13 protein-coding genes are annotated in these 18,658 nt (G+C 67.2%); 2 read left to right on the top strand and 11 right to left on the bottom strand.

What is annotated here, in order from left to right:
* Positions 1-160 precede the first annotated feature (160 nt).
* The 6 genes from guaA to AC1D0A_RS10990 all read right to left on the bottom strand — a co-directional run bounded on the left by guaA (position 161) and on the right by AC1D0A_RS10990 (position 6,980).
* On the bottom strand, positions 161-1,750 hold the full coding sequence (guaA, locus tag AC1D0A_RS11015; protein WP_476945780.1) for a glutamine-hydrolyzing GMP synthase: 1,590 nt from the start codon (positions 1,748-1,750) through the stop codon (positions 161-163).
* 174 nt (positions 1,751-1,924) lie between these two features.
* Positions 1,925-2,434 (bottom strand): DUF3817 domain-containing protein, encoded by a 510-nt coding sequence (locus AC1D0A_RS11010; protein ID WP_028275738.1) that lies wholly within the window; start codon positions 2,432-2,434, stop codon positions 1,925-1,927.
* Positions 2,431-3,348, bottom strand: a complete 918-nt coding sequence (locus tag AC1D0A_RS11005) for an SURF1 family protein (protein WP_476945779.1) — start codon at positions 3,346-3,348, stop codon at positions 2,431-2,433. Before AC1D0A_RS11005 ends, AC1D0A_RS11010 begins: the two co-directional genes overlap by 4 nt.
* Before the next feature lie 73 nt (positions 3,349-3,421).
* Entirely contained in the window at positions 3,422-3,910 is a 489-nt protein-coding gene (locus AC1D0A_RS11000; protein ID WP_243181030.1) for a PTS sugar transporter subunit IIA, read from the bottom strand.
* A gap of 89 nt (positions 3,911-3,999) precedes the next feature.
* Entirely contained in the window at positions 4,000-5,751 is a 1,752-nt protein-coding gene (locus AC1D0A_RS10995; protein WP_028275740.1) for a glycerol-3-phosphate dehydrogenase/oxidase, read from the bottom strand.
* Positions 5,752-5,843: 92 nt separating this feature from the next.
* A complete protein-coding gene (locus AC1D0A_RS10990; protein WP_230007196.1) occupies positions 5,844-6,980 on the bottom strand; it encodes a GuaB3 family IMP dehydrogenase-related protein in 1,137 nt (378 codons plus the stop codon).
* A 54-nt stretch (positions 6,981-7,034) separates the two neighbouring features.
* Between AC1D0A_RS10990 and AC1D0A_RS10985 the strand changes: the two genes are divergently transcribed.
* Positions 7,035-7,667 carry a hypothetical protein gene (locus AC1D0A_RS10985; protein WP_476945778.1) on the top strand — a complete coding sequence of 211 codons (633 nt, stop codon included), beginning with the start codon at positions 7,035-7,037 and terminating at the stop codon, positions 7,665-7,667.
* On the opposite strand, the gene AC1D0A_RS10980 is transcribed toward AC1D0A_RS10985, so the two are convergent.
* From AC1D0A_RS10980 to AC1D0A_RS10970, 3 genes are all read right to left on the bottom strand, one after another.
* Positions 7,654-9,486, bottom strand: a complete 1,833-nt coding sequence (locus AC1D0A_RS10980; RefSeq protein WP_476945777.1) for an ABC transporter ATP-binding protein — start codon at positions 9,484-9,486, stop codon at positions 7,654-7,656. The two genes, AC1D0A_RS10985 and AC1D0A_RS10980, sit on opposite strands and share 14 nt — an antisense overlap.
* Positions 9,487-9,496: 10 nt before the next feature.
* Entirely contained in the window at positions 9,497-11,008 is a 1,512-nt protein-coding gene (guaB, locus tag AC1D0A_RS10975) for an IMP dehydrogenase (RefSeq protein ID WP_018773740.1), read from the bottom strand.
* A gap of 289 nt (positions 11,009-11,297) precedes the next feature.
* On the bottom strand, positions 11,298-13,382 hold the full coding sequence (locus AC1D0A_RS10970; RefSeq protein WP_476945776.1) for an acyltransferase family protein: 2,085 nt from the start codon (positions 13,380-13,382) through the stop codon (positions 11,298-11,300).
* 267 nt (positions 13,383-13,649) lie between these two features.
* Here AC1D0A_RS10970 and AC1D0A_RS10965 point away from each other — a divergent pair, with 267 nt between their 5' ends.
* The gene (locus AC1D0A_RS10965) at positions 13,650-14,531 is read left to right on the top strand and encodes a DUF389 domain-containing protein (RefSeq protein WP_243181036.1); all 882 of its coding nucleotides are present in this window, start codon (positions 13,650-13,652) and stop codon (positions 14,529-14,531) included.
* Positions 14,532-14,654: 123 nt separating this feature from the next.
* On the opposite strand, the gene AC1D0A_RS10960 is transcribed toward AC1D0A_RS10965, so the two are convergent.
* Together AC1D0A_RS10960 and groL are read right to left on the bottom strand one after the other, a co-directional pair.
* Positions 14,655-16,736 (bottom strand): acyltransferase family protein, encoded by a 2,082-nt coding sequence (locus AC1D0A_RS10960; protein WP_476945775.1) that lies wholly within the window; start codon positions 16,734-16,736, stop codon positions 14,655-14,657.
* Between the two features lie 267 nt (positions 16,737-17,003).
* Positions 17,004-18,614, bottom strand: coding sequence for a chaperonin GroEL (groL, locus tag AC1D0A_RS10955; RefSeq protein WP_028275746.1), 1,611 nt, complete (start codon positions 18,612-18,614; stop codon positions 17,004-17,006).
* Positions 18,615-18,658 lie beyond the last annotated feature (44 nt).

Here is an 18,658-nt window from a genome sequence, read left to right as displayed (position 1 = left end):
GACGCCTTGGACCATACCGGCATGCTTTCGAGGGTAGCCCGAATCCCCCGCAGGTGCGGGGCCGCAACACTGGGCGGTTCGAAATTCAGGCTGAATTGTCAGAAACATTGTCAGGAACAAAATGAAATGGCCGGCCTCGAAAGGCCGGCCACTCAGATTGCTATTCCCACTCGATGGTTCCCGGCGGCTTGCTGGTCACATCCAGCACCACGCGGTTGACGCCGTCCACCTCATTGGTGATCCGGTTGGAAATCCGGGCCAGGAGATCGTAGGGCAGCCGCGACCAGTCGGCGGTCATGGCGTCCTCGGAGGACACGGGGCGCAGGACAATCGGGTGTCCGTAAGTGCGCCCGTCGCCCTGGACGCCCACGCTGCGGACGTCCGCCAGCAGCACCACGGGCATCTGCCACACTTCGTCATCCAGTCCGGCCGCGGTCAGCTCGGCGCGGGCGATCGCGTCGGCCTTGCGGAGCAGGTCCAGGCGTTCCTTGGTGACATCGCCGACGATCCGAATGCCGAGGCCCGGGCCGGGGAAGGGCTGGCGTCCGACGATTTCCTGCGGCAGGCCGAGCTGGGCACCGACCGCGCGGACCTCGTCCTTGAACAGGGCGCGCAGCGGTTCAACCAGTTCAAACTGCAGGTCCTCGGGGAGCCCGCCCACGTTGTGGTGGCTCTTGATGTTGGCCGCACCTTCGCCGCCGCCGGATTCAACGACGTCGGGGTACAGGGTGCCTTGGACGAGGAACTTGATCTTCTCCCCGTGCGCCGCTGCCTCGGCGATGATCGCCAGTTCGGCTTCCTCGAAGGCGCGGATGAATTCGCGGCCGATGATCTTGCGTTTGGTCTCGGGATCGCTGACGCCGGCAAGGGCGCTCAGGAAGCGCTCCTGCTCGTTGGCGACGTAGAGCTTGACGCCGGTGGCGGCCACGAAGTCGCGTTCGACCTGTTCGGCTTCGCCCTCGCGCAACAGCCCGTGGTCCACGAAGACGCAGGTCAGCTGGTCGCCGACGGCGCGCTGTACCAGGGCGGCGGCCACAGCCGAGTCGACGCCGCCGGAGAGGCCGCAGATGACCCTGGCGTCGCCGATCTGGTCACGGATCCGCTGGACCTGTTCTTCGAGAATGTTGCCGGTGGTCCAGTTCGGTTCCAGCCCGGCGCCCTTGAAGAGGAAGTTTTCCAGGACCTGCTGGCCGTAGGCCGAGTGCTTGACTTCGGGGTGCCACTGGACGCCGTAGAGGCGCCTGTCCTCATTGGCGAACGCCGCGACGTCGGCGCCCGCCGTCGTCGCCAGGACCTCAAAGCCCTCGGGGGCTTCGTGGACGGAGTCGCCGTGGCTCATCCAGGTGCTTTGGTGCTGGGGCATGCCGGCCAGGATGGAGCGGCCCTCGCCGAGGGTGGTGGTCTCGGTGGCGCCGTATTCGCGCAGGCCCGTCTGGGCCACCTTGCCGCCGAGGGCGTTGGCCATGGCCTGGAAGCCGTAGCAGATGCCGAAGACCGGGACGCCGGCCTCGAAGAGGTCGGCACCGACGCTGGGGGCGCCGTCGGCGTAGACGCTCGAGGGCCCTCCCGAGAGGATGATCGCGGCGGGGTTCTTGGCCAGCAGCTGCTCGGTGCTGTACGTATGCGGAACCACTTCCGAATACACATTCGCTTCCCGGACGCGGCGGGCAATCAGCTGCGCGTACTGGGCACCGTAGTCAACAACCAGAACCGGCCTGTGGGACGTCTGGGATGCAGTGGGAGTAGTCACCCCACTAGCCTACTTTGCGCTGCTGCCCGCCCGCACATTGAGAAGCCGGTGCGGGCCCGAATCGCGGGCCGAGGTAAGCGAACTCACATGCCCGACGGCGGCCGCCGGCGTCGAGTCACTGACCCGGAATGACTGATCAGGACGGATCAGGACGGGCGCCGGGTCAGAAGGGGTTCAGTACCGCTGGGGCGCCTGCGGGTTTGCTGCGAGTTCGGCCTCGACCTCGGCGTGGAACTTCTTCTCGACGAAGAAGGACAGGAACGGCACGACGCCGCCCAGGGCCATGACCACCAGCTTGGTGAACGGCCAGCGCATGAGCGACCACAGCCGGAAGTTGGAAATCAGGTACACGACGTACATCCAGCCGTGCACGATCAGGACCGTGATGGAGAGGTTGACGCCCCCGATCACCCCTGGCGGCTCGGCGTCGGCGAATCCGAGGCCGAACGGCTGGCCGGTGACGGCGTTGGTGCCGCCGGCGAAGAGGTACTGACCGAAGCCGTACCGGGCGATCAGTTCGGCGCAGAGCAGCAGCAGCATCGTGCCCGTCAGGTAGGCGAGCACCTTGTAGAACTTCAGGGCGGACCGGATTTGGGCCTCGGTGCCGCCGAAGCGGCGCTTCTTCCCGGCTTTCCCCGTGCCGTTGGTGGACTGCGGCTGGATGGCGGGCTGGGGCTCGATCATGATTGCACTCTCGGGTCTGTGGGTTGGGGGGCTGTGGGATGGGAGTCGGCGGGCGCTTGGGCCGCGTTGTGGTGGGCCGCGTTGTGGTGGGCCGCGTGGCGGTCGGTGGGGGGCTCTTGGCCGGCCGTTTCCTCGTCGAGCGCGTCTTCGAGGTCGCGGCGGTAGTCGTCCTTGACGAGCCGCCACCAGATGAACAACGCGAAACCGGCGAAGACCACCCATTCCACGGAATAGAAGAGGTTGAGCCAGTTGACCTGCTGCGCGGGCGGCTGCGGGCCGATCCGGAGGGGTTTGACGTCGCCGCCTGCGGCCGCGGCCCCGACGTCGGTGCCGCCGGCCAGTTCGGTCGTCGCTGCGACAAAGCCCGGGTAGCTGCTGACGTTCCAGTCGTTGATGAGTTCGGCAACCGAGACGGCGCTGGCGCGGCCGGGTCCGGGATCCGTCCGCGGCAGCGGGGACTCGGACGGCAACAGCCGCCCGGTCAGTTCGATGGTGCCCGACGGCGGCGCCACGGCGTCCGCGGGATCCGCCACCCAGCCGCGTGCGACCGGAATCCAGGTCTGGGGTGTGGCCCCGCCGCCTTTCAGGGCCGGGGCATCCTTGACGGCGAAGGCCGATACGATCCAGTAGCCCTTCGCACCGTCATTGAGCCGGCCGGGGACGAGGACCTGCTTCTGGGGGTCGTAGCTGCCGGTGGCGGAGACCATCTGGTCAGCCACGGATCCGGGGAAGAACCCACCCGGCTGCAGGACCGAGGTGAGCTGCCGCGTTTGCTCTGTTGTGGTGGGGACCGGGGCTTCGGCCTGCGTTGAACGGCCGAATTGCCACTGGCTGAGCAGCACAAAGACCCCGGAAATGGCGATCGCGAACACGAGTCCTGCGATCCAGCGGGGTTTGAGGGCAGTTTTCAGCACCCCTTAAAGGTACTTCGTCCCTGTGTAGAACAGCGAAACGGGCCATCGAGAGTGGGGAAGCCGGGTCCCAATCTTAGTGGTCGAAGAACACCAGGCTGGAATTGATCAGTTCGGCAATCACTTCGGCGTCGTAGGCGCGGCGGAGCGATTCTCGGAAGGATTCTTTCGACAGTGAGCGTGCCAGCGTCGCGAGCACTTCGAGGTGATCGGAAAAGGAGCTCGCCGGGGTGGCGATGAGCAGAATCACTGTGGCCGGGCCGTCGGCCGCGCCGAAGTCCAGCGCCCTGCCGTACTTCGTGATGCCGACCGCGATGGATGTCTGTGACACGAGCTCGCTGCGGGCGTGCGGCAGGCCGACACCGCCGGGCAGGCCGGTGGCGAGCTGGTGCTCCCGGGCATTGACCTGCTTGAGGAAGCCCACGAGATCGGAGATACGTCCGGCAGCATGCATGCGTTCCGCGAGCTGGGCAGTGGCGTCGAGCTTGTCCGTGGCGTCCATTTCGAGGATCACCATCTCGGGTGTGGTCAGCTCGGCGTCGTACCGGTCCAGTGGTTCCGCCAAGAGATGTCCCTTCGAAGTGGCGTCAGTGACGCCGGCCGGCAGTCCAATGACTAGCGTTGTAATCCTGCACTGCCGGCCGGCGCTGAGTTTTAGCGCAGCGGCACAATGTCCTCCACGCCCAGCCGTGCGGCGTCGGCGGATTCGTCGTCCGGCTGCTGTTGGCTCAGGCGCTCGGCATCAACCCGGGCGAGATAGTGCTTGATTTCGCCCTCGCGCTGCGCATCACTCCAGCCGAGAACGTCTCCCATTAGTTTAGCGACTACCGGAGCGGCGGACACACCGCGGTCCCACGCTTCAATCGAAATCCGGGTGCGGCGGGTCAGGACGTCCTGGACATGCCGGGCGCCCTCGTGCGTGGCCGCGTAGACGGCCTCGGCAGCCAGGTAGTCGTCAGCGCCCGGCAACGGTTCGGCCAGTTCCGGGCTGTCAGCGATGAGCGCCAGCACCTCCGGCGTCATGGCGCCGTAGCGGTTGAGGAGGTGTTCGATCCGGGCAACGTGGACGCCGGTCTCCTCCGCCATCCGGTTCCGCTGGTTCCACGCGGCCTTGAAACCGCTCGCCCCCAGCAACGGGACGGATTCCGTGCAGCTGGCCGGGACACGCTCGTCCATGCTGCGCGTCGCCTCGTCGACCGCGTCCTTGGCCATGACCCGGTAGGTGGTCCATTTACCGCCCGCCACCACCACGAGACCCGGCACGGGGTGCGCCACCACGTGTTCGCGGGAGAGCTTCGCGGTGGAATCGCTTTCTCCGGCCAGCAGCGGCCGCAGCCCCGCGTAGACGCCCTCGACGTCCTCGCGGGTCAGCGGGCGCTTGAGGACCTTGTTGACGTGCTCGAGCAGGTAGTCGATGTCCTTGCTGGAAGCCGCGGGGTGGGCCTTGTCGAGGTGCCAGTCGGTGTCAGTGGTCCCGATGATCCAGTGCCTGCCCCAGGGGATCACGAAGAGCACGGATTTCTCGGTCCGCAGGATCAGCCCCACCGTGGACTGGATCCGGTCGCGGGGCACCACGAGGTGGATGCCCTTGGACGCCCGCACCTTGAGCTGTCCGCGGTCTGTCACCATGGCCTGGGTCTCGTCGGTCCAGACCCCGGTGGCGTTGATGACCTGTTTGGCCCGGATTTTAAAGCTGGAGCCGTCCTCATGGTTGACCACCTTGGCGCCGACCACGCGTTCGCCCTCGCGCACGAAGTCCACAACCGACATCTGGTTGACCGCGTGGGCGCCATAGTGCGCCGCGGTCCGCACGAGGTTGGCGACGTACTTGGCGTCGTCGACCTGGCCGTCGTAGTAGCGGATGGATCCGACGAAGGCGTCGTCCTTGAGGCTGGGGGCGGCGCGCAGGGTCCCTCGCCGGGACAGGTGCTTGTGGAAGGGGACGCCGCGGCTGTGCCCGCCGGTGATGGACATCGCGTCGTACAAGGCGATTCCGGCGCCGACATAGGGCCGCTCCAGGAACGGTTTGTGGAGCGGGTACAGGAACGGGACCGGCCGGGCCAGGTGCGGCGCCAGGACGGAGAGAATGAGGCCGCGCTCGTGCAGTGCCTCTTTGACCAGGCCGAAGTCGAGCATTTCGAGGTACCGGAGGCCACCGTGGATGAGCTTCGAGGACCGCGACGACGTCCCCGCGGCCCAGTCGTTGGCCTCGACGATGCCCACACTGAGCCCTCGGGTCACGGCGTCGAGGGCGGCGCCGGCACCCACGATGCCGCCGCCCACGATCAGGATGTCGAGCTCTTTGCCGGGAGCGGTGCTGCCCCTAAGCACAGTGATTGAAGCCTCGCGGGCCGCTGGCCCGAGGGCACCTCCGGCCTCGGCAGAACCGCCGGGAAAACTGTTCATGTCACGCCTCCATCCGGATCAAACCTCGTAGGGCACCAGACTACGTCCAAGTTTCCCGGATGGGCAGGGCCCTCAACGGCCCGCGCGCGGTTTCAGTTGCCGGCGTACGGCGAGACGACGACGTCGACGCGCTGGAATTCCTTCAGGTCCGAGTAGCCGGTGGTCGCCATTGAACGGCGCAGCGCGCCGACGAGGTTGGAGGTGCCGTTGGTGTGGTGGCCGGGCCCGAACAGGACCTCTTCGAGCGGCCCGACCGTTCCCACATTGACCCTGTCGCCGCGGGGCAGTTCGAGGTGGTGGGCTTCCTGGCCCCAGTGCCATCCCTTGCCGGGGGCTTCGTCGGCGCGGGCCAGGGCGCTGCCCAGCATCACGGCGTCGGCGCCCATGGCGATGGCTTTGACGATGTCGCCGGAGGATCCCATGCCGCCGTCGGCGATCACATGGACGTAGCGTCCGCCGGACTCGTCCATGTAGTCCCGGCGGGCCGCCGCGACGTCGGAGATCGCGGAGGCCATGGGCGAGTGGATGCCCAGGGCGCGGCGGGTCGTGGTGGTGGCTCCGCCGCCGAAGCCGACCAGCACGCCGGCGGCGCCGGTGCGCATCAGGTGCAGGGCCGGGGTGTAGCCGGCCGCCCCGCCGACGATCACGGGGACGTCGAGTTCGTAGATGAACTGCTTGAGGTTCAGCGGCTCGTGGTCCTTGGAGACGTGCTCGGCCGAGACAGTGGTCCCGCGGATGACGAAGATGTCGACGCCGGCGGCCACCACGGTCTTGTAGTGTTCCTGCGTGCGCTGCGGGGTCAGGGAGCCGGCCACCGTGACGCCTGCGGCGCGGATCTCGGCGAGGCGTGAGGTGATCAGCTCGGGCTGGATCGGCGCCTGGTAGAGCTCCTGCATGCGCCGGGTGACGGCCGGGCTGTTGGTCTCGTCAGCCAGGCCCGCGATTTCGTCCAGTACGGACTGCGGGTTCTCGTACCGGGTCCACAGGCCTTCGAGGTCGAGCACACCGAGTCCGCCGAGGCGGCCCAGGGCGATGACGGTCTCCGGCGACATGGCCGAATCCATCGGCGCCGCGATGACCGGCATGTCGAACTTGTAGGCATCGATCTGCCAGGAGACGGAGACGTCCTTGGGGTCACGGGTACGCCGGTTGGGGACGATCGCAATGTCATCCAGGGAGTAGGCACGACGCCCACGCTTGCCTCGGCCAATCTCAATCTCGTAAGTCACTGCTCTAGGTTATCCCAGCGGACGCGGGGCGCCGCTTCGGCGTACTGTGGCGTCATGCTTTGGCGTAACGGACAGCGTTGGATCTTCGACGGACACATTGCCGGGCTCGGCACGGGATCGGGCCTGCGCGCGGTGGTGGGCCTGTGGACGCAGTCCCCGTTCGGGTCCTTCACCGACGCGATGGTCCAGCTGCCCTCCGGCCACCGGATCCTGCTGGCACCGAGCGTCGAAGCCGCCGATTTCATCAGCGCGGTCTATAACTTCGACGAGACCTGCATCGTGCCCCTGGCATCAGAGCATGGGGCGGGGCAGCTCGCCGTCGACGCCGGGCCGCTGCGGATCCGCGCCCGGCTCGGGTCCCGCACCCGGCTGGGCGCCGTGGCGCGGCTGGTCCCCCGGGCTCTGGCGGTGCATCCGCGCTGGCTGCGTGCGGTCAGCCCCGTTGCGGGCAGAATCATCCCCGGCGTGCGCACCGCGGGCACGGCCAAGGGCGGCCGGCGGGAATACTACGGGGTCACCGACCTGCACCGCATCGACTCCGCGACCGTCAGCTGGGACGGCGTCGACGCCGGCCCGCTCACCGCCGTCCGCCCCGCCGTCGGCTTCGGTTTCAGCAGCGTCCCGCCCGAACCCAGCCTGGCCCGGGTGCGGACGACCATCGAGGGCCCTCCGCTTACTCGCCGCTGACGTTCTCGGTGTCGGGAACGGTGAGCTGGGACTCGAACATCCGGAAGTACCGGCCGCGGCGCGCCACAAGTTCCCTGTGGGTGCCTTGTTCCACGATGCGGCCTTCCTCGAGCATGTAGACCACATCGGCCTTCTCGATCGTGGCCAGGCGGTGGCTGATGGCGATGATGGTGCTGCTGCGGTCAGCGAAGAGCCGCGTGAAGATCCGGTGTTCGGCCAGCGCGTCGATGGCCGACGTCGGCTCGTCCATCACCATGAACGATGCGCCGCGGTAGAAGTTCCGGGCCATCGCCAGCCGCTGCCACTGCCCGCCGGAAAGGCCGGAGCCCTTCCGCCCGCGCGGGTCCTCCATCCAGTTGCTGACGTGGTTGTCCAGTCCGTTGGGCAGTTTGTTGATGAATTCGAGGGCCTCGGCATCCGCGGCGGAGCGCCGGACCCGTCCGTCGTCGCGGGGCGAATCGACGTCGCCGAAGAAGATGTTTTCCGCCGCGGTGGCGAATTCATACTTCAGGAACTCCTGGCTGAGCACCGCCAGGTGCCGGTGCCAGGAGGTGACGTCGACGGCGGCGAGGTCCACGCCGTCGAGCATCACCTGCCCGGAGTCGGGACGGTACAGACCGGCCAGGATACGGATCAGGGTGGACTTGCCGGCGCCGTTCTCCCCCACGATCGCGATGTGCTGGCCCTGCCTGATGGTCATCGAAATGCCGCGGATCACCTCCAGTTCGCTGCCGGTGTACGTGAAGCGGATGTCCCGCAGTTCCACCGTCTTCGGCGCCTGCAGCAGCGGCGGGGCGTGGCCGTACGGTACGGGCAAGGCCATGAAGAGTTCGTAGTCCGTGAGGTTCGCCAGGTCCTCGTCGATCGAGCTCAGTGAGGAGACGAGGCTGTTGGCGGTCGAGAGGGCGCGGCTGACAATCTGCTGGACATAGAGGAACTGCCCCACCGGCTGGGCCCGGGCGATGATCTGGCCCACCACCCAGATCAGCGAGACCACCTCGGCGCCGTACTGCAGGGCATCGGCCGCGAGCTGTTTGGGGATGTAGCGCTTCTGGAAGTCCAGCCGGCGCTTTTCATCGGCGTCCCGCAGCCGGGAGCGCAGGCCCATCAGGTAGCCGACAATCCCGTAAAGCCGCATCTCGGCGATGTGCTGCGGTCGCAGGAGGTTGGTTTCGATCATCCTGCGCTGCCGGCGCGAATCGACCTGGGTGTTCCAGTGCGCGATCTGTTCGCGGGAGAGCTTGAACTGCAGGTAGACGCTGGGGACGATCGCAACCAGGACGATCACGGCGATCCACCAGCTGACCAGCAGCAGCGCGCCGATCGCCAGCAGCACGGAGACGAGCTGGGTGAAAATGGCGGCGATCCGGTCCAGGACGCGGGCGTAGGAGTCGGAGAAACGCTTCGCCCGGTCGTACAGGTCCACGGTTTCTTTGTCGTCGTAGCGCCAGAAGTCCAGGGTCAGGAAGCGCTCGTACATCAGGTCACCGACGATCGCGCCGACCCGGAAACTCATGAGCTGCTGGATGTAGCGGTCCACGCTGCTGAACGACCCCCAGAAGAGCCCGAGTGCCGCGGTGATGATGACGTACACGACGGCCTGCGCGCCGGCGTCGGCGTCGCCCGCGTAGGCGGCCGCCAGCGCCGTGGTGGTCAGGGCGGCGAAGTACGTCGTGACCAGCGGCAGCAGTGCCGAGATCAGCGAGCCCAGGACCTTCATGACGACGGCGGCGGGCGAGGCCCGGAAGCTCACCCGCAGCACCTGTGCCACGGCGCGGGCGTAGGGCTTGAGCGCAAACCATGGTTTCGGCGGGCCCACCCGGCGGGTCTTAGCGGGACCCGTAGTTCGGGGCTTCGACCGTCATCTGGATGTCGTGCGGGTGCGACTCCTTGAGCCCGGCCGCGGTGATGCGGACGAACTTGCCGCGCGCCTTCAGCTCGGCCACGGTCGGGGCGCCGGTGTAGAACATGGTCTGGCGGAGCCCGCCGACCAGCTGGTACGCCACCGACGACAGCGGACCGCGGTACGCGACCCGGCCCTCGATGCCTTCCGGGATGAGCTTGTCATCGCCGGAGACGTCGGCCTGGAAGTAGCGGTCCTTGGAGTAGGAGGTGTTCTTGCCGCGGGTCTGCATGGCGCCGAGGGAGCCCATGCCGCGGTAGCTCTTGAACTGCTTGCCGTTGACGAAAATCAGGTCGCCCGGGGATTCGTCGCAACCGGCCAGGAGGGAACCGAGCATCACGGTGTCGGCGCCGGCGACGAGCGCCTTGCCGATGTCACCGGAGTACTGCAGGCCGCCGTCGGCGATCAGCGGCACGCCGGCCGGGATGGCGGCCTTCGCCGACTCGTAAATGGCGGTGATCTGCGGGACGCCGACGCCGGCCACCACACGGGTGGTGCAGATGGACCCGGGACCGACGCCGACCTTGATGCCGTCGGCACCGGCGTCGATCAAGGCCTGGGCGCCTTCGCGGGTGGCGGCTTGGCCGCCGATGATGTCCACGTGCGCGGCAACGGGATCGGACTTGAGCCGGCGGATCATTTCCAGCACACCCTGGGAGTGGCCGTTCGCGGTGTCCACGAAGAGGGCATCCACACCGGCGTCGATCAGCGCCATGGCGCGTTCCCAGCCGTCGCCGAAGAAGCCGATCGCCGCGCCGACGCGCAGGCGGCCTTCGTCGTCCTTGGTGGCGAGCGGGTACTGCTCGGCCTTGGTGAAGTCCTTCGTGGTGATCAGGCCCTTGAGCCGGCCCTGCTCGTCAACGAGCGGGAGCTTCTCGATCTTGTTCGTGGCCAGCTTGTGCGAGGCTTCCTCGCGGCTGATGCCGACGTGTCCGGTCACGAGCGGCATCTTGGTCATGACATCGCTGACCAGCCGCAGCGGGAAGTCGGATTCGGGCACGAAGCGGGTGTCGCGGTTGGTGACGATGCCCAGCAGCCTGTTGCCCTCGTCCACGACCGGAAGGCCGGAGACGCGGTAGCGTGCACAGATTTCGTCCAGCTCGGCCAGCGTGGCCTCGGGGCCGATGGTCAGGGGGTTGGTGATCATGCCGGATTCGCTGCGCTTGACCCGGTCCACCTGGTCGGCCTGGTCGGCGATGGAGAGGTTGCGGTGCACGACGCCAAGACCGCCCTGGCGGGCCATGGCGATGGCCATCCGGGACTCCGTGACGGTGTCCATCGCGGCGGAGAGCAGCGGGGTCTGGACCGTGATGCGCTTGGAGATCCGCGACGACGTGTCCGCTTCCGAAGGGATCACGTCGGTGTGGCCGGGCAGGAGCAGGACGTCGTCGTACGTCAGGCCGATGAAGCCGAAGGGATCGTGTTCGGGCTGGGTCATGAGTGCGCCTCTTACCTTGGGTTACGGGGTCACGGGTAGGGGTTGCAACAGATGACCAGCCCGTCATTACGGGTCTGGCCTGTGCAGAAGGTCATGCAAAAGGTTCGTGCAGATGATTCGTGCAGAAGTCCTCAATAAATAGTAGAACCTTGGCGGCGATAGCCATATTCCGGGCGGTAATGTCCGGTTTCAATGTGAGCCGCCCCATGCCCGCACGGCTCCCCCGGCCGGCTCCCCGGCCGGCCGGGCCTGCTTCCGGGCCGGTGGGCGCCGGACGGTGGTCGCCGGCCTACTTCCAGCCGGTGGCGGCGAGCAGCCGCTGTTCGAACATGGGGATCATGGTCTGGACGTACGTCTTGGTCAGGTGGTTGTCGTCCTTGTACACGTACACGTTGCCGACCACCGCGGGGCATGTTCCGTTGGCGCAGATGAAATCGCTCATGTCCATGAGGTGCAGCCTGGGCACCTGGCCGCGGTAGGCGTCCAGCGGCGAGGACCCCGCGAGCGATTCCTGCTCCGGCACGTTGCACTCCGAGGCATCCGGGCCGTACTTCTGGACGCACTCGGGCATATTGATGGTGAAGCGGGGGTTGTCGCGGATGCCCACCACGTCCATGCCGGCGTCGGTGAAGGGCTTGATGCCCGCCAGGTACTCAGGCACTTCGGTCTCGAACGGCGCTTCCTTGTGGGTCAGGGACGCAACCGTGAAAACGGCGTCGGGGCGGTGGTCCAGGACGTACTGCGCGCTGGCCCGGTTGAAGGCGTTGCAGTCCGCGTCCCGCTCCGGGGACTCCCCGCCGAAGCGGCAGTTGCCCTTCAGGAGGGTGACAACTTCCCAGCCGTGGCTTTTCGCGATGGGGCCCAGCGCCGCCATGTACTGCTGGGCATGGGAGTCACCGAGCACCACGATCCGTTTGGTGACCTTGTCCGGCTTGTTGTTCTGCAGGCACCCCTGAAGCAGGGGGTCGCTGGGGACGTTGGCGTCCGTGCACAGCCCGTCGATGTCGGCCCACTCGTTCTTCATCGCCGCCGGCGCGGGGATGATCTTGGCTTCCGGCGTGGGCTTGCCGGCGTTTTCCGGTGCCAGGGCGGCCGCGCCGGGGGTCAGTTCCTTGGGCTGGGACGCCGCCTCGGCTTCGTCGGCCAGGAGCTGGCTCTGCCACACGGCGACGGGACCCGCCAGCAGGGCACCACAGGCGGCGATCACGACGGCGGTCCGCCAGGCGCGGCGCTTGGGCCAGTGCCATTCGCGCAGCGGCTTCTCGACGAAGCGGGTGGTGAGCACGGCCAGGACGAGGGACGCGGCAACGATGCACAGCCCCTGGAACAGGTTGGGCGCCGTGATGCCCGCCCCGGCGAGGGCCAGGACCAGCAGCGGCCAGTGCCAGAGGTAGAGCGCGTAGGAGTTATCCCCCAGCGCCACCAGGGGTTTCCAGGTCAGGAAGCGGTCAACCCCGAAGCGGCTGCCGCTTTGACCGGCGGTGATGATCGCGGCGGCGGCCAGCGTGGGCCACAGCGCGATGAATCCGGGGAACGAACGGTCCACGGTCAGCAGGAGCCCGCAGGAGAGCATGGCCACGAGGCCGGCCCAGCCGAGCACGACGCGCAGGACCGTGCCCGGTTTCAGGTACGGCAGGGCGAGGGCCAGGAGCGAGCCGAGCGCGAACTCCCAGAGCCGAGCGCCGGTATCGAAGTAGGCGTGGGCCTGGTTCGTTGCGGTCTGCTGGATGGAGTAGGCCAGGGACACGGCGAAGATGGCGCCGAAAGCCGCGGCCAACAGGGAGCGGTAACGCAGCAGGACGTGGTCCTGGCCGGTCCGGCGGCGGAGCAGGCGGGAAAGAAGGGCGGTGCCGGCAAGAACGAGCGGCCAGAGCACGAACACCTGGCCCTGGATCGAGAGTGACCAGAAGTGCTGGAGCGGGCTCGCGCCCGAATGGTCCTGGGCGTAGTAGTCCACGGCGCTGTCCGCCAGGAGCCAGTTCTGCCCGTACAGCAGGGAGGCCCAGGCCTGTTCAAGGACGTCGGGCCAGCGGCTTTGCGGCAGGATGGCCCAGGTGCCGGCGAGGACGCCGAGAACCACCACGACGACGGCGGGCAGCAGGCGCTTGAGCAGATGCAGCCAGTGGCTGAGCAGCCGCAGCGGCGCGCCGCTTTCGACTTTCCGCGTGAAGCTGAGTGTCATCAGGAAGGCTGAAATGAGGAGGAAGATGTCCACGCCGCCGGAGACCCGGCCCAGCCACACGTGGTACGTGACCACCATGAGGACCGCGAGGGCGCGAAGGCCCTGGACTTCGGGGCGGTAGCTTGTTTTTCGGGTCGCCGGAGAACCTGCATCCGCCCGTGGCGGGGTGGCGGTGGTTCGCTCGTTCGACACAAAGATCCCTTCCGGCCGGTTTCCAAAACATCAATGTTACCGAAACGTAATTTTCTTGGCCAATCACACGGGCCCGGCGGTGTCCTTCACCCGCCTGGCCGGCGGCGCCCCCAGGAGGCCGGCGGCGCCGTCGGCCGCGGGGCGGAAGCTAGGCTGGTAGGAGTCTGAGGAGGCCGCCAAGTGATCGTGCAGGTGCGCATTTGTGTTCCGGGTGAATTGTCCGGAGTTGTTCTCGAAAGTTGTACAAACCACGTCGGAGTCTCGGAAGTGGCGCTCGCGAAGGCCTCTTCCGTCACGCCGCCCGGGGACGTCATCGAGGTCTTGCTGGCCCGGGAATCCGTGGAGGGGCTCGTGGAGAAGCTGCACGCCCTCGATGTCCAGCAGCGGGGATCGATTACGGTCATCGCACCGGACCTTGTGCTCTCGGACCGCGCCGACAAGGCGGAGGCCGAGGCTCCAGGTGAGGGCGCGGACGCCGTGATCTGGGACGAGGTGTCGCGGCAGACCGGCGAGGATTCGCGCCTGACGTGGAGTTTCCTGGCGTTCCTGGTCCTGGCGACCCAGCTGGCGGCCATCGGCATCGTGACGGACTCCACCATTGCGATTGTCGGTGCCATGGCCGTGGGCCCGGAGTTCGGCCCGCTGGCTGCCCTGGCCGTGGCCCTGGTCCGGCGCCAGCGGCGGCTTGGCCGTGACGCGGCTCTGGCCCTCGGCGTTGGTTTTCCCGTCGCGATGCTGGCCGCCGCGCTGACCGCGTGGCTCTCCGTGCCACTCGGGCTGTTCCCCGCGGACGCGCTGGACCACGGTTCAGCAGTTGAATTCATCTACCACCCCGGCCCCTATTCCCTGATCGTCGCCGTCCTCGCCGGGACAGCCGGGATGCTGTCGGTCATCAGCCGGCGCTCGGCGGCGCTGATCGGGGTGTTCATCTCCGTCACCACGGTGCCGGCAGCCGGGTTCGTGGCCGTGGCACTGGTCCTGGGCGAGTACCAGAAGGCAGCCGGCTCCGCCCTGCAGCTTTTCCTGAACCTGGTCGGAATCGTCGTGGCCGCCGTCGGCGTCCTGCTGTTCTACCGGCTGGTGACCAGGCGGCTGGCACCGGACACCGCCCGCCAGCTGCGGCGCAGGGCGGACCGCTCCCAGCACTGACCCACGGGCGCCGCAGGTGCCCGCGACGGCCGGCAGTCCCGGGGCCGTCGGGCTTAGGGGCGCCGGGCCGTGGGGCCCAGGGGCCGGGGACCGTCGGGCCTAGGGGCCCCGGGACAGTCAGGCTTAGGGGCCCCATCCGGTCGCGGCGAGGAGCCTCTCGCTGAACATGGGGGCCATGCTGGCCGCATAGCTCCGGCTGAGGTGGTTGTTGTCCAGGTAGACGTAGGTGTTGCCGACCGCGCCCGGGCATTCCGTGCCGGTGCAGATCAGGTCAGTCATGTCAACGAACGCGACGCCCGGCAGCTTGGCCTCCAGCGCGGCCAAGGGATTCGTTGCCGCAAGGAGGCCCTGCTCGCGCGGCCTGCAGTCCGGCGCGTCGGCACCCTTGGTCGCTACGCACTCTGCCATGTTGAAGGTAAAGCGTGGATTGTCCCGGAGGGCCACGACCTTGATGCCCTCGTCCGTCCAAGCCTTCGCAGTGGCTTCGAAGCCCGGGATCACGGTCTCCTGTGGCGACGACGGCGCCGCCTCAGTGCCCACGATGATGATGGCGTCCGGCGGGTTGTTCTTCACTTCCGACGCGACGGCCGCATTGAAATTGTCGCAATCCGCCGAGACGTGCTGCGGCGTTATGTTGGGTTTGCAGGCACCCTTGAGCATGGCGTAGAGCCGCCAGCCCTTCTCATCGCTGAGGGGAGCAATCGAGCCCAGCCATTGCTGTGCGTGGGAATCCCCGATCACGAGGACCTTTTTCGCTCCGGTGTCGGATTGGTTGTTCTGGAAACAGTCCTTCTGAAGGACCGGGTCCTGCGGCTGCAGGTCACCGGAGCAAGAATTCGGGAGGCTGGCCCAGTCCTGCGGCAGCGTCTGCGGGGTGGGGAGCAGGACGGCGTTCGCGTCGGCCTGGTCCACAAAGCCCGGCGTCAGCGCCAAGGCGCCCGGGTTGTTCTTCGGGGCTTGGGCCAGGACTGCTTCGCTTTCAAGGTGCTGCTGGATCTGAATCCCGGTCAGCGGCACGGCGGCGGTGACCACGGCCACGCCGATGGCCACGAGGGCGCGGCGCCGCCGCAGCTCCGGCCACTGCCACTCACGCCAGGGCTTCTCAATGAAGCGGGTGGTGAGGTAGGCGAGCACCAGTGAAACAGTGACGATGACGGCGCCTGTGATCAGACCAGCCTTTTCCCTGTGCATCACGGCAAGGGCGATGACCAGAACCGGCCAGTGCCACAGGTACAGGGCATACGAAATGTCGCCCAGCCGGACCAAGGGCTTGGAACTCAGGATGCGGTCGACGCCCAGCTTGCTGCCCGACTGCCCGGCTGCGATGACACAGGCGGCCGCCAGGGTGGGCCAGAGCGCCACGAACCCGGGGAAGGAAGCCTGGACGTTGAGCAGGAGGCCACAACTGAGCATGGCGACAATGCCCAGCCAGCCAAGCCCGACCCGCCAGCCCCGCGGAAGCCGCAGGGCAGGAAGGGCCAAAGCCACGAGCGTGCCCAGGGCAAACTCCCACAGCCGGGCCCAGGTGTCGAAGTACGCCTCCGTTTGGCTCGCCTGCGTGAAGACGATCGAGTAGAGCAGCGAAACAACGAAGATCACGGCGAAGACGTAGCACAGCAGCACGCGGTAGCGGAGCCTGAAGCGCTTGGCGGCGACCGCGGCCCCCACAAAAATGAGCGGCCACAGGATGAAGACCTGGCCCTGGATCGAAAGGGACCAGAAATGCTGGAAGGGGCTGGCCTGGCTGTGGTCCGCGGCGTAGTAGTTCGTCGCCTGGGCCTGCAGGAGCCAGTTCTCGGCATAGCCCAGCGAGGCCCAGCCCTGGTTGATGATTTCCATCCACCGGGTCCGGGGCAGGAAGAGGACCGTTGCGGCAAGGATGGCCACCAGGACGGTGACGGCGGCCGGGACGAGGCGCCGGAACAGGTGCAGCCAGTGTTTGATGAGGGCCATGGACCGGCCCTGCTCGTAGCGGCCCACGAACTGCAGCGTCATGAGGAAGGCCGAGATCAGCAGGAAAACGTCCACGCCGCCGGACACCCGGCCCAGCCAGATGTGATAGGTCATGACCATCAGCACAGCGAGGGACCGGAGTCCCTGGATTTCGGGCCTGAAGGTGGATTTTCGGCCGGACTTGGCTGCGGGATCGTGCCCCGCCGCGGCATTCTGCCGGGCAGGCCGGGGCAAGGTTCCTTGCTGTGTCATAGAACTACCCCTCAACCAGATAACCAAAGCCTCCATGTTACCAAAACGTAATTTTGATGGCCAATCGCCACGGCGGCCACTGATCCCCATTGAGGCATGCCAACGTGGGAGTTTCCAGTGAACCCGCGACGCTGGAGCGGCACCTGACGGGTTAACTCTGCCAGAATCACGGCAACTTGCGGCCACGAACACGGCAGAACGGCAGCAGTGAATCGACAGAAAAAGGGACGGCCCGGCAGATGCCGGACCGTCCCCTGCGGGCAGAGCCTAGTGCTTGTGCCCTGCGTGCTCGTCTTCGTCAGCCGGCTTCTCCACCACGAGGGTTTCCGTGGTGAGGACCAGCGCCGCGATGGAGGCCGCGTTGCGCAGAGCCGCACGCGTCACCTTCACGGGGTCGATCACGCCGGCGGCGATCAGGTCTTCGTATTCGCCGGACTTGGCGTTGAAGCCCTGGTTCACGGCGGATTCGGCGACCTTGGCAACGACGACATAGCCGTCGAAGCCGGCGTTCTGGGCGATCCAGCGCAGCGGCTGGGTCAGGGCGCGGCGGACAATGCCGACGGCGGCAGCCGCGTCACCTTCGAGGGCCTGAACGGCGGGGTCCTCGTCGAGCGCCTTCAGCGCGTGGATGAGGGCGGAGCCGCCGCCGGCCACAATGCCCTCTTCGAGGGCAGCGCGGGTGGAGGACACGGCGTCCTCGATGCGGTGCTTCTTTTCCTTCAGCTCAACCTCGGTGGCAGCGCCAACCTTGATCACGCCGATGCCGCCGGCCAGCTTGGCCAGGCGTTCCTGCAGCTTTTCCTTGTCCCAGTCCGAATCGGTCCGGGTCAGCTCGGCGCGCAGCTGGGCAACACGGGCGGCGACGTCCTCGGCCGAACCGGCGCCGTCGACAATCGTGGTGTTGTCCTTGGTGACCGTGATGCGGCGTGCGGTGCCGAGCACCTCAAGGCCAACGGTGTCCAGGCTCAGGCCCAGCTCCGCGGAGACAACCTGCGCACCGGTGAGGGTCGCGATGTCCTGCAGCATGGCCTTGCGGCGGTCACCGAAGCCCGGCGCCTTGACGGCGACGACGTTCAGCGTGCCGCGGATGCGGTTGACGATCAGCGTGGACAGGGCCTCGCCCTCGACGTCTTCGGCGATGATAAAGAGCGGCTTGGAGCTCTGCAGCGCCTTTTCCAGCAGCGGCAGGAAGTCCTGCACCGAGGAGATCTTGCCCTGGTTGATCAGGATCAGGGCGTCCTCGAGGACGGCCTCCTGGCGTTCCGCGTCAGTGACGAAGTACGGGGACAGGTAGCCCTTGTCGAACTGCATGCCCTCGGTCAGGACCAGCTCGGTCTGCGTGGTGGAGGACTCCTCGATGGTGATCACACCATCCTTGCCGACCTTGCCGAACGCCTCGGCCAGGAGCTCGCCGACCTCGTCGCTCTGGGCGGAGATTGCGGCCACGTTGGCAACCTGCGTGCCTTCAACCGGGCGCGCGTTCTCCAGCAGGCGGGCGGCAACGGCCTCGACCGAAACCTCGATGCCGCGCTTGATTTCGCCCGGTGCGGCGCCTGCCGCTACGTTGCGCAGGCCTTCCTTGACCAGGGCCTGGGCCAGAACGGTGGCGGTGGTGGTGCCGTCGCCGGCAACATCGTTGGTCTTGGTGGCGACCTCCTTGGCAAGCTGCGCGCCAAGGTTCTCGTAGGGGTCGTCCAGCTCGACTTCACGGGCGATGGTCACACCATCGTTGGTGATCGTGGGGGCGCCCCACTTCTTGTCCAGTACGACGTTGCGGCCGCGCGGGCCCAGCGTGACCTTGACGGTGTTGGCGAGCTTATCGATGCCGGCTTCAAGCGACCGGCGGGCAGCGTCGTTAAACGCAAGCTGCTTTGCCATGGTTTTGTCCTTTCAAGACAGAACCCCGCGCAACTGATCCGTTC

It is taken from the genome of Arthrobacter sp. P1_D4 (assembly GCF_056406115.1).
The sequence above is the reverse complement of the archived record's forward strand: the minus strand, read 5'-3'. Positions and strand labels throughout refer to the sequence as shown.